The sequence below is a fragment of the Marivirga salinae genome, assembly GCF_030503855.1.
GTDB lineage: Bacteria > Bacteroidota > Bacteroidia > Cytophagales > Cyclobacteriaceae > Marivirga > Marivirga salinarum.
In genome coordinates this window covers 1,049,351-1,061,898 of the sequence record NZ_CP129971.1, presented here as the reverse complement: position 1 = coordinate 1,061,898, position 12,548 = coordinate 1,049,351, and the positions used below count along the sequence as shown (strand labels likewise).

Annotated in this window: 10 protein-coding genes and 1 pseudogene; 5 read left to right on the top strand and 6 right to left on the bottom strand. The window is 31.9% G+C overall.

Going from position 1 to position 12,548, the window contains the following annotated elements; genetic code table 11:
* Positions 1-13: 13 nt before the first annotated feature.
* From QYS49_RS04545 to QYS49_RS04535, 3 genes are all read right to left on the bottom strand, one after another.
* Positions 14-1,432 carry a DUF5723 family protein gene (locus QYS49_RS04545; protein ID WP_308350509.1) on the bottom strand — a complete coding sequence of 473 codons (1,419 nt, stop codon included), beginning with the start codon at positions 1,430-1,432 and terminating at the stop codon, positions 14-16.
* A 2-nt stretch (positions 1,433-1,434) separates the two neighbouring features.
* The gene (locus QYS49_RS04540; RefSeq protein ID WP_308350508.1) at positions 1,435-2,214 is read right to left on the bottom strand and encodes a hypothetical protein; all 780 of its coding nucleotides are present in this window, start codon (positions 2,212-2,214) and stop codon (positions 1,435-1,437) included.
* 144 nt (positions 2,215-2,358) lie between these two features.
* Positions 2,359-3,027, bottom strand: coding sequence for a hypothetical protein (locus tag QYS49_RS04535; RefSeq protein ID WP_308350506.1), 669 nt, complete (start codon positions 3,025-3,027; stop codon positions 2,359-2,361).
* A gap of 68 nt (positions 3,028-3,095) precedes the next feature.
* Here QYS49_RS04535 and QYS49_RS04530 point away from each other — a divergent pair, with 68 nt between their 5' ends.
* From QYS49_RS04530 to QYS49_RS04520, 3 genes are all read left to right on the top strand, one after another.
* Positions 3,096-3,644 carry a 2'-5' RNA ligase family protein gene (locus QYS49_RS04530; protein ID WP_308350504.1) on the top strand — a complete coding sequence of 183 codons (549 nt, stop codon included), beginning with the start codon at positions 3,096-3,098 and terminating at the stop codon, positions 3,642-3,644.
* A gap of 60 nt (positions 3,645-3,704) precedes the next feature.
* A complete protein-coding gene (locus tag QYS49_RS04525; RefSeq protein ID WP_308350503.1) occupies positions 3,705-4,649 on the top strand; it encodes a ComEA family DNA-binding protein in 945 nt (314 codons plus the stop codon).
* A gap of 67 nt (positions 4,650-4,716) precedes the next feature.
* Positions 4,717-8,736, top strand: a complete 4,020-nt coding sequence (locus QYS49_RS04520) for an AAA domain-containing protein (protein WP_308350502.1) — start codon at positions 4,717-4,719, stop codon at positions 8,734-8,736.
* A 1-nt stretch (position 8,737) separates the two neighbouring features.
* Here QYS49_RS04520 and QYS49_RS04515 read toward each other — a convergent pair.
* Both QYS49_RS04515 and QYS49_RS04510 read right to left on the bottom strand, forming a co-directional pair.
* A pseudogene (locus QYS49_RS04515) lies at positions 8,738-9,895 on the bottom strand (DUF4221 family protein).
* A gap of 70 nt (positions 9,896-9,965) precedes the next feature.
* On the bottom strand, positions 9,966-10,115 hold the full coding sequence (locus QYS49_RS04510; protein WP_308350501.1) for a hypothetical protein: 150 nt from the start codon (positions 10,113-10,115) through the stop codon (positions 9,966-9,968).
* 326 nt (positions 10,116-10,441) lie between these two features.
* Here QYS49_RS04510 and QYS49_RS04505 point away from each other — a divergent pair, with 326 nt between their 5' ends.
* Together QYS49_RS04505 and QYS49_RS04500 are read left to right on the top strand one after the other, a co-directional pair.
* Positions 10,442-10,975: a class I SAM-dependent methyltransferase gene (locus QYS49_RS04505; protein ID WP_308350499.1), complete on the top strand. Its 534-nt coding sequence runs from the start codon at positions 10,442-10,444 to the stop codon at positions 10,973-10,975.
* Positions 10,976-11,058: 83 nt separating this feature from the next.
* Positions 11,059-11,529 (top strand): CBS domain-containing protein, encoded by a 471-nt coding sequence (locus QYS49_RS04500; RefSeq protein ID WP_308350498.1) that lies wholly within the window; start codon positions 11,059-11,061, stop codon positions 11,527-11,529.
* 116 nt (positions 11,530-11,645) lie between these two features.
* Here QYS49_RS04500 and atpG read toward each other — a convergent pair whose 3' ends face one another.
* Positions 11,646-12,527, bottom strand: coding sequence for an ATP synthase F1 subunit gamma (gene atpG, locus QYS49_RS04495; RefSeq protein WP_308350497.1), 882 nt, complete (start codon positions 12,525-12,527; stop codon positions 11,646-11,648).
* Between the last annotated feature and the right edge of the window lie 21 nt (positions 12,528-12,548).

Here is a 12,548-nt window from a genome sequence, read left to right as displayed (position 1 = left end):
TTTTTTTGAAAAATCAGTCAATTCCTAAATCAATTGTGTCAATTGTATTATTACTATTCTTTTTAGCTCTTGATTTTCCTTTGTTTAGGTTACCAAAAGTATGATTTATTCCAAATCTAATATCCACTGCTCTTCCTTTCATTGGATTTACAATAGACAACAAATCATTGGTTGCTAACACTAATTGAAAAGGAATTAAGTTTAAAGTAAATCCAGTACCAAGGTTATTGACCCTACCATTCATCATAGTAGCAGAAAATGCGAAGTTAAAAAACGTTCCACCTTGGAAATTGTACATGGCAGTAAAAGCTGGAATTAATGCCCCTCTATAAAATTCTGAATACAAAATAGCTGATGCGGTTTGTCTTCTAGTCAATTGATAAGAAGCGCCAGCATAAAGTTTCCCTGTTAAGGATGTGCTAAAAGATTCATTCTTTGTTTCTTTTATTTCCAAATCAGAAATCACACTATCAAAATCATTAACAACAGATAAATCCTCCCCATTAATTAATTCTACCACATCTGCTCCACTAAATTTATATTGAAATGATGGAACAGTTTGTTTGTTTGTATACTGTTCGTTCCATTTAATAAATCCTAAGTCATTCAAACTAGCAAAAAACTTTATCTTTTTGCTATATTCATAGGTAGCGCCTAAATCTAAACCAAAGCCACCATTTGAAAGGGCAGAACCTCTGACATCTTCATTTCCATTAATTAAATCCCCAGCAACACCTGCAGTACGAACGTCAAATTGATTTACATTCATTTTAATTGAATCTCCTCTGAACTCATCATTTCCATAAGTTCTTAAATTGGCATCCAAGGATTTGACATCTGCATAGGCATGGCCAATCAAATATTTAACCCTTGCTCCAACAGTCATTTTTCCTGCTAAAATCTCTCTTCCATGAGAAATCCCTATTTCAGTATATGCCATAGTTTTAATAGAGCCTCTGCTAAAATCTAATAGCCCATCATCCAATTTATCTGAAGCATTACCATAAAGTGCAAAGGCAAAAAGTTCTTTAGGCAAACTCACTCTTGCAAAGGCTTTCGTGTTTATACTAAAAGCAGTATAACTTGTTAAACCTCGAATCCCTAAATGTAAAATACTCACTGTATTATCTGAGGTCACTCGATTGTTTCTCCTCATTTTATTAAAAATATCAGATGTATTGATATTTCCATTTTCATCGACTGAAGTAAGTAAATCCAAATTTGTAAAATTTTGACCTGTACTGGAATGAACTCCTGAAATGCCGGGTAAACCAAAAGAGAATTTATAATCAGGCAGCATCGCAGGATTTAAATTATTGGCTTGTGGTAAGGTTTTGTTCAAACCATATCCAATCATATCTGATTGTGCTAGCGCTATACTAGAATTCAAAAACACAAAAATGATTAATGCTATATAATTGATTTTTTTCATAGTTAATCCAATTCTAAATTCACATTATATTTCGCCTGAACTGCCAAATTAAACTGTACTGAAGCATCAGATTTAATTTCAACCACTTCACTGCCATTATTAGTTGTAGATAAAGTAGCTCTAATCCCAATCCTTCTAACATTTTTTAAATCCTCTAGCTCGTTGGCATTGTTAGTCTCTGGATTATCCTCAAGTCTGATGATACTTCTTGAAGATTCTGGTTGGCTTACTGTGCCTGCCGCTAGAAACTTGCCGTCAAATAAATTCATTACAACAGTACTATCTTCCTCTAAAAGATCTGCTTTAAAATTGAGATCAATCGGTAATGAATTTTCAGAAGTAAACTTGAACAAAGCATATTGCAATTCTTGGGGGTCAATTCCGTCTAAGGAAATGGTTTGATTAATTTCTAATCCACTTAAGCTAAATTTTAGAGGCAAGTTAACTTCATAGCCTCCTTGAATATAAGAATCTTTAGTTACGTAATTATCCGTGGTATTATTATCAGGATCTAAAAATCCATCAACTTGTAGAGAAACAGAATCCGGTACATTATTGATAATATTTTTAAAGATATTATCAAAATTAGCTCCTGATGTAATTGTAGAACCTTCTGGTGCGGCTTCTAATTCAATTGCGTTATTAATAGGGTCATCTGTTTCTTGTCCATCTTTGTAGGTCGTAAAATTATTGACATTAAAAAGAACTGGCAAACCCATTGAATTGGTGAAAATTATTCTGAATTGAGGATCATCAAAATAAAAGTCAATTTCATCTAACAACGCATTCTGACTAAAAGCATCGGTTCTAATAGTATTTTCTGCTATGCTAATATCTTTTGGACTTAGATCACCATATAGAGCTCCAAATTCTAAATCTTCAACTCCTAATTCTATGTCTATACTATTCTCACCAAAGACTAAATCTTAACCTCCCTCTTGTCTAGTAAGAATAATATCAAAGGAAACTTTTACTTGTCTTAAATTGGGGTCTGCAATAAAAGTAAAACCTATATTATTGAACTGATCAGTAGATTGATCATTGCTATCACCGTTAAAACCAAAAAACTTATTATAATTAAGAATCGAAATATTATTCGGGTCATCCAAACTGAAAGACAAATCAAGATTTACAGGAAAATTTTCAGTTACTTGAGTTTGAACAAACCCTTGATCAATTAAAATTCTATCCAAATTACCTTCATTAGGATAATCAACCATTTCTTCTCTGGTTACAGTTACCTGACCACTAGCATTGAACTCATTTATTTCTTCTTGAGTCAACAATATTGGAGGCACATTCAGGGTTTGGTCACTTAAGGAAAAATACTCAGTAGCAAATTGGCTAAATAAGCTATCATCTGAGATTGAAATAACTATAACATCATCAGTGTTAGTAGTAACCTCAATGTCATTAGCATTAGCTTCTAAAATATCTACAAGCGTAAATTTAGAATCAACTAATGGCACCCCTAATTCTGGGCTCCACTGCAAATCTCCAAACTCCAAATTTCCGAGTTCCGAATAGCAGCCTCCAATAAGCACACTTATTAATATGCCAAAAAGAAGGATTGATTTACGAATGATTTTTTTCATATTTACTAATTTTGTGTCAAATCTATTGAAAATTGAAGGATTTTAATAAATTGTAGTAGTTAAAATATATGGAAAAATCTATGTTTTTTATTGGAATTGGCCCTCCTCATCCGCTTGAGAAGAAGATTCAAAGAATAAAAGAGGAGTTTCGTCAAAAACATGGAATTGAAGGAGCATTTCGTTCAAAAGCACATATTACACTACAAATGCCTTTTAATTTATCAGTAAATAGCGAAAAGGATTTTATTCATGAATTAAAAAAGATTTTAATAAAACAGAAGCCAATTGAACTGAAATTAAATGATTTTGGAAAATTTGAGCCACGTGTGATATTTATTAAAGTAGATGAAAATGAGGAACTAGATTTATTGCAAAAATCTGTCGAGCGCTTTATGAAAAGATTTCAGGTCTTTAACGGCACTCACAAAAATAATGGCTTTACTCCTCACATAACTGTTGCCTTTCGTGATTTGAAAAAACCTACTTTTCATAAAATTTGGGATGATGTGAAAAACAGAACTTTTAAAGAAAATTTCTTAGCTGATTCTATTACTGTATTTAAGCATAATGGAAAATCTTGGGATGTTTTTGAAGAAATAAAATTAGACCCTCAATAAAAATTGTAGAATTAAATTTGCTTCCTTACTTTAGTACTGAACTAAAACCTTACTTAAGCAATGAAGCAAAAAATAAGAATTTGGCTTCGTAATTTTTTCGGCTTTTCAAGAACTGAAACCAATGGTTTTATTGTCCTCTTAATTTTGATGGTCGCCATACTTTCAATGCCCTTTTTTTCTAAAAAAATATACTCCTTTTACAAAAAACCATTACAATCTCAAAATGATAAGGCATATCTTAATTCTTTACTTTTAGAGTTAAAAGATAAAGTTGAAATCGAAAGAGAAATAGCTGAAGAAAGGAGTTATCAGACCTTTGACCTTAATAAATCCAATTCTAAGCAATTGATTCAATCAGGCTTTCCGGAATTTCTTGCTGAAAGAATCGTGAAATACAGAGAAAAAGTAAAGCCTTTTGAATCTAAAAAAGAATTACTCAAAATTTATGGTATGGACAGTGCTTTCTACCATGAAATCCATCCTTATATCAGAGTAACAAAATTACAGAAAGAGCCTGATGTTGATTTAGCAAAGGAAAGTAGCAACACTTACCAAATTAAGAAGAAGAAAACTACGCACACAACATTTAAAAATGAAAAATTGACTCGCTTTGATCTCAATAAAGCCGATAGTTTACAATTACAAAAAATATACGGAATTGGGCCAGCGTATTCTAGTAGGATTATTAAATATAGAGCATATTTAGGAGGTTTTCATTCACTTTATCAGCTTAAAGAAGTTTATGGTTTAAAGCAAGAGAATATAGATTCCTTAGAAAAATATGTTTTTGTTGAAGATGAATTAAAATTAAAACAATTAAAAGTTAATCAACTTAATGTGGACAGTTTAGTACAACATCCGTATATTTCCTACAAAGAAGCAAACTTAATAATCAATTACAGAAAACAACATGGGGAATTTAACTCAATAAAAGACCTTTTAGCTATTAAAATTTTAGATAGCAGCTGGGTCAAAAAAGTTAATCCCTATATCTCATTTGATTAAGCAATATTTAAAGATTTATAATTAAGATAATAATTTCTTAAATTGATTTCTTGCTAATTATTTTTTCATGCACGATATACTAAGGCACTATTTAAAACGGCTCACTAATCTTTCAGGAAGTAATCGATCATTAATGCTTCTTCGTTTGATTTCAGATCAAACCTTAGATTTGCATGATTTTGATTTCTTACTCAACAAGAGTTCATTTTCGCTTATAGAAGATTTAATAGCTAGAAAAAAGCATATCCCATTAGCTGCCATTTCTGATCCTCGGCTCGAGCAAAACAACATCATGAGCCAGAAATTGAAAAAATTAAAAAGGATAGAAAAATTCATTTATGACGAAAGAGGCGCAAAAGATTTATATGTTGGATGGCCATTCGTAAGAGGTAAATTTCAAGGCGGAACTTCAGTTCGCTGCCCACTTATATTTTTCCCTATTGAAATAAAAGAAGTGAATGATCAATGGGTGATGGAGTTAAGAGAAGATGTAAACATCACCTTCAATAAATCTTTTCTTCTTGCTTATGCACATTACCACGGAATAAAAATCAGCGATGAATTAATTGAAAAAGTATTTGAAATTTATGATCCGGATAGCCGGGTATTTAGAACTGATCTTTATCAAATTTTTAAAGAAAGTCCGATTGATATAAATTTCAATCAGGATAATTTCATGGATGTTCTACGTTCATTTAAAAATTTCAAGAAACCAGATTTTGAGGAAAATGAAAAAGAAGGTGAATTAAAACTCTACCCTGAAGCTGTTCTTGGAATTTTCCCGCAAAGTGGTTCATACTTAGTTCCTGACTATTCTTACTTACTTGAAAAAGACCAAGAAGTACAAGATATAGAGGAATTCTTTTTGAGCAGAAATCCTGATAAACAAACAGAAGACCCAACAGATTACAAACAGCGATATCGCTTTATTGAGAGTGTAAAGGAGGAAGAAACCTTCACGGTATTCCCAATGGATGCCTATCAAGAAAATGCTCTAAAGGCCGTAAAAAAAGGAAATTCATTAGTGGTTCAAGGACCTCCTGGAACTGGAAAATCCCAGCTTATCAGCAATTTGGTGACTGATTTTATTGCCAGGGGAAAGAAGGTTTTGGTGGTTTGTCAAAAAAGAGCTGCATTGGATGTTATTTATGACAGAATGAAATCTATTGACATTCAACCCTTCATAGGGCTAGTGCATGATTTCAAAAATGACCGAAAAGCAATTTTTGAGCAAATTGAAAGTCAGATTGAAAGACTGGAAGAATATGAAGCTAAAAACAACGGATTAGATTCTGTTCAAATTCAAAGAGAATTTCTTAAATCGAGTAGAATTATAGATCAGATAGTAGAAGAAAAAGAAGATTATAGATTAGCGTTATTTGATGAATCAGAATGTGGAATTTCCGCTAAGGAACTGTATCTGAATTGTGATTTCAATCAAATAAAAATCAATTTAAAACAAATACACCGACATTTCCATAAAAAAGAGATTGAGGAATTCGCCAATAAATTAGTCCATTTTCAAACTTATGTGGATGATTTCAGTAAAGATGATTTCATTTGGCAAGATAGAGTGAACTTCAAAGATTTTGGACTGAATGACAAAACGGAAATCATAAAACTACTGGAGAAAATACCTTCCTACTTTCAGGAAACTGCTGTAAACTCTAAGAAATTAGTAGGCTCTCCTATGTCATTGAAAGAATTTGAAGATGTTGTGGAACATCGAAATAAATTATTCTCATTGGAAGAATTATTAAATACTGACTCCTATCAGTATTTGTTGTATATGTTTAACTATTCTGGCGACAATACAAATGCATTATGGTTGAGTAATGTCCAAAGAGTAATAAACGATTGTTTTAAAGATGGGGGAATTGAAAATAGTTTGCCCTCTAAAGACTTAGGTACACTTCAAAAGGTAATTCATTTAAGAAGACAATCTCGAAAAAGACCCACCAAATGGATTCATTGGCTGCTTTTTTCAAAAGAGAAATACTTTTTGAAAAAGGTGTTAGTAGCCAATAATTTGACTGTGAATGGCACAGGCGTAAAAGAATTAGAAAAACGATTAGATAACCGTCTAAATTTTGAGCACAATATGACCAAGCTCAAAAAACAGACTTGGCTAAAAGATATTCCTAAAACAAAAAATCAAATTGAGTTAAATCATTGGTTTCAAGAGCAAGAACGTGCAATTAATGCAAAGGAAATTATTAGCTCTTTCACAAATTTTAAGGCATTCTCTTTAATTGAGGGTAAAACTCTTGCAGAATTCTTATCTAAAATAAAGGCTATTATTCAACTTGCAGAGGATACTATTGAAGAGAAAAATAAATGGAAAAAATACCTGACCAGAACTCAAATTGACCAATTAGAGCAAGAGAGATTGCCTGAAAGCTACATTAAAACCTTTCAAAGATATTTTGATGAGCTTGTTCATTTTGATCAGTTTTACGATAGCTTAGAAAACCATGAAAAAGAGGTGGTAAAACTTCTCAATGAGAGTGACACTACCATTGACCATACCAATATTAAACCTATTTTTCTCAACAGCATCTATTTAGAATGGATTAATCATATTGAAACTAAACATCCGATATTGAGAGAGGTCTCTACTCGGAAATTTGATAAACAAACTAACGAATTACAATATTCGATTGAAAAGAAGCTAGAATTAAGTTCTGAAATCCTCAATTTAAAAGTGCGGGAACGAACTTTTGAAAATGTTGAATATAATCGCCTTAACAACAGGATTTCTTATCGAGATTTAAGTCATCAGGTGACCAAAAAGCGTCAGATTTGGCCTATAAGAAAGGTGATTCAAGAATTTCAAGATGAACTTTTTGATCTTATTCCTTGCTGGATGGCAAGTCCTGAATCTGTTTCTGCTATTTTCCCTATGGAAGAAATATTCGATTTAGTCATTTTTGATGAAGCTTCTCAATGTTTTGTAGAAAAAGGAATTCCTGCCATGTACAGAGGCAGGCAAGTTGTGGTAGCTGGTGATGATAAGCAACTAAGTCCAAATGATCTCTACAAAGTGAGGTGGGAGGAAGAGGAAGTGGATCATCCTGATTTAGAAATTGATTCCTTACTCGATTTAGCCAACAAATATGTAATGAACCTTCAGTTGGCCGGCCATTATAGAAGTAAATCATTAGACTTGATAGAATTTTCCAATCATCATTTCTATAAAGATAGATTGAGATTATTACCTGATTTTAATTACATCAATAATGCAGACCCTGGCATTGATTATATAAAAGTGGATGGAATTTGGGAGCAAAACTCTAATGAAATTGAAGCGCTCAATGTGGTAGATTTAATTAAAGAATATCTGCATAATGAGCCAGAAAAAGAAATAGGTGTAGTGACTTTCAATGCTCCTCAACAGGGGTTGATTTGGGATATTTTGGAAGATCAAATTGCCCTTGGAAACATCACTTTGCCTGATAAATTTTTCGTTAAAAATATAGAGAATGTTCAAGGTGACGAAAAGGATGTTATTATTTTCAGCACAGGATATGCTCCCGATAAGTCTGGCAGACTTAAAATGCAATTTGGGAGTATCAATGCCCCAAAAGGAGAAAATAGATTGAATGTAGCCATCACTAGAGCTCGTGAGAAGGTAGTAATCATAAGCAGCCTTTATCCTGATCAATTAAAAGTAGAAGATGCTAAAAATAATGGCCCTAAATTATTGAAAGCTTATTTACAATATGCATTGGATGTTTCAAAAGGAAATTTCAAGCCGAAACCAAAACCATCTGATAAATTTCAAAGCAGCTGGTTCCTAAAAACCAAAGTAAGGGAAGAGCTAGAAGAATCTGTAAAAAGCATTAAAGCAGAGGAAGAATTGCCTTTTGCTGATTTAAGCTTTAAAGACAGTGATCAATACAAAGGCTTATTGCTTTCTGACGATAATCTGTTTTATGACAATCCATCGGTGAAGGATATATTTGCTTATACCCCTTTTCTATTATCCAAAATGAATTGGCCCTACATTCAAATCAAAAGCCGAAACTTCTGGAACGATAAGGAAGAACTAATGGAAAGAGTGGTGCAATTTGTAAAAAGGAATTAAATCAAACTTTCTCATTATCATCAAATTGGAAACAATCAAAAACTAACTCATCTTCATTTTCAGGAATTTTTGCCATATACAAACCTTCTTTTGTTATGAATACCATAAAATGATAATATTTCAAATGTGGAAATTCGATCTCGCTTTTTACATTAAAATCTGAGTCTAAAACCATTAAGGAAAATGGTTTTAAGTTCTTCTTATCATAATCTTGACTATCTATATATTTTTCTGGGACTCTTTGTTCTACAATTCGGTAATATTCGTTTTTATATTTATTATAATAAATCCTGCCATATTGTGGATTAGTAGTAAATATTGCATGGCTTTTGTGAAAATCTCTTGGTACTTCATCTACTGGTTCTGGCTTAATATTAAATTTACTGGGGGCAGAAACAAGTTCCATATCATTAAAATCACCAACAGATAAATCTGCAATGGGTGGCCAACTAATTACAAATTTCTTTTGATTTGAGTTATAAGTATAAAATTTGTCGGATAAATTCGGTCCCCAAAGTTTCCCTTTTATAGCCTCAGGATAACTAACTGAATAAGCAATTTCTTCTGTCTCAAGATTTAATCTAGTCATTAAGTCATTTGCCTCATAAAATGATTTGGAATTATAATCTCTGTAAGGAGTGCTGGCCATATAAGCAAAAGGCCAATCAATGATGATAGGTTGCCAGGTTGTTGCTTTTGGTTTAGGTGCATTATCTCGATTCAAATCATATTTTTTAATTACATTTCCGGAGAGATCTAATTCATAAAATTTGAATTAATTAGAATTCAATACATAAAGTTTATCTTCATAAAATTTAAACATTCTAACTTTTCCTACACCATTGGGGCCATCTTCTTCTAACTTAATTTTGTTACTTAATTGAGAAGTCTCCAAATCATAGATATTTATCTCATTCATGGAAGCATTCATCATGGCCAATTGATTCATTTCTTCCAGGTACTGGATATTTGGAGACTTTATAGGAGTGGTTGATCCAAGCTCAATCTTAAATGAATCCACTGTATATGAGGATACGGAGGAATTAAATATTAGGCTCCGTTGGTCTATGTTTTTAGCTTTTTCATTTTCAGATGATTGCTTTTCACAACCAAAAATGAAAAATATAATTATTAAAAATATTAGAAAAGATGATTTCATATGAAAGAAATAATTATTAAAAATATAAAAAAAGAAAACTATACAATTATAGCTTCCTATAAAAAACTGGTTAACAATCACTTCTTAGGATTACAATCTTATTTGTACAATTACATGGTTCTCCATCAGAAGTCTTGATTCCGCATCCATCATCAGTGTAGGTTCCTGTCGCATCAGCGGTAATTTTTGGATTTACATTAAAAGTTGAAAATCCAGTCATAAAAATAATTATTTAGTTGATTCAAACATAGACATATGTATCAAAAAAAAGAATTACATAGATTATTTTAAATAATTAGTAAAACTTAAATTCTAATTATATTTATAGGGTTTAGAATAAATTAACCTTACATCCAAATTAAAAACAGATACTTCTGCAACAATAAGGAAGAGCTGATGTAAAGAATAGTGCAATTTTTAAAAAGGAATGACTAAAATATGATGCATGAAAAAGAAAATTGCAGCTTATGCAACACATTAAGTCCTATAGTTCACATCAATGAAGAAAGGTACTATTTAAAGTGTCCAAACTGCTTTGGAATATTCATGTCTGAGCAATTTTTACCAGATGATAGTATTGAAATTGACCGTTATTCCACCCATAACAACGATGTAAATGATCCAAGATACAGAAAGTTTGTTAAACCAATAACAAATGGTATTCTTAAGGATTTTAATAAAAACCATCAAGGATTAGATTTTGGATCAGGAACAGGTCCTGTGATTACTGTAGTTTTAAAAGAGCAAGGATATAGCCTCGAAACTTATGATCCTTACTTTGATAATAGACCAGAGATTCTAACTGAAACCTATGACTATATTGCCTGTTGCGAGGTGGTTGAGCATTTTCATAAACCCAAATTAGAGTTTGAAAAATTAAAATCATTATTAAAACCAAATGGAATACTCTATATCATGACTGATCTTTACAGAGAAGAGATAGATTTTCAGGATTGGTATTACAAAAATGATCCTACCCATGTCTTCTTATATCAAAAAACAACTTTTGATTGGATTAAAGATACTTTTGGATTCAAATCTGTTGAGTTTAAAGATAGGCTTATTACCTTAAGCAACTAAGCAAATTACTGATTTGTAGTTAATTAAATTTGATTTGAATTAATAAAAGTGTATATTATACAACACTAAACTATTTTTCAATCATGGTAAAAAGCTATCAAGGGGCATTCATCAAAAAAGAACCCAAGCAAGAAGAGCCTAACAGTGTATCAGTAAAAGACTATATGGCTACAAATCTCATTACTTTTAATGAGCACCAAACTATTTATGAAGCCATGGATATTTTGATGAAAAAGAAAATTTCAGGTGGCCCTGTGGTAGATGAAGATAGTAATTTAATAGGTGTAATCTCTGAAGGCGATTGCCTGAAGGAAATAGTCAAAGGAAAATATAATAACTCCCCTAAGCTTCCTGGCTTAGTAAAAGATTATATGGCTACAAATATAATTCACATTGAACCTGAAACGAATATTTTTGAAGCTGCTAATATGTTTTTAAGAATGAGGTTTAGAAGATTTCCTGTTTTAAAAGAAGGAAAGCTTATTGGTCAAATAAGTCAGCGAGATATTATGCGTGCTGTTAGAGATAGCCAAGAAGTGAATTGGAAGCATTAAATATATACTTATAAGCACTAGGTTATACTTATAGAATCATAAAAACTAATTTAAAATCAATAAAAAAGCCGAAAAACTAATTTTTCGGCTTTCTAATTTATAAAGTATATTATGTATTACTCAGCTGCTAAAGCTTCTGCTCCGGCTGTAATTTCTAATATTTCTGTCGTAATGGCTGCTTGACGAGTTCTATTGTAAGTCAATCTCAATTCTTTCAATAGATCACCAGCATTTTCAGTCGCTTTATCCATAGCCGTCATTCTAGCTCCATGCTCTGAAGCATTGGAATCTAAAAGTGCTTTAAATAATTGCGTTTTCAATGAAGTAGGTATTAATTCCTTCTCAATATAATCTCTAGATGGCTCAAAAGAATAACCATGATCAGTATTAGCTCCTTCAGCATCATCTGCTTTAGCAATTGGTAAGAATTGCTCTTGATTTAAAACTTGAGTGGCTGCATTTTTGAACTCATTATAAATGATTTCTACTTTATCATAAGTGCCTTTCTCAAACTCATCCATTACAAACTGAGCTGCTTCACTTACATCTTCGAAATTTAATCTATTGAATAAATCCATGTAATCAGCATTAAAAGGAAGCTTATTCCTTTTTAAGTAATCTGAAGACTTCTTTCCAATCGTCATAAAATGCAAATTACCTTTTTCGGCAATTGACTGATATTCACCTGCTATTAAGCTGGTAACTTTACGAGTCACCATACTATTAAAAGCACCACAAAGTCCTTTATCAGAAGTAACCAAAATCAATAAAATATTTTCAACTGGCCTTTCTTTTGCGTAAGGATTGTTCATTTCCTCACCACCACCACTTACGTTTTGTAAAATAGTGGATAATTTTTGGGAATAAGGACGCATCATGGTGATTCTGTCCTGAGCACGCTTCAACTTCGCAGCCGCCACCATTTTCATGGCCTTGGTAATTTGTTGTGTTGAAACAACTGAACTAATCCTATTTTTTACTTCCTTCAGATTTGCCATACAGCCTTATATCTATTTAGA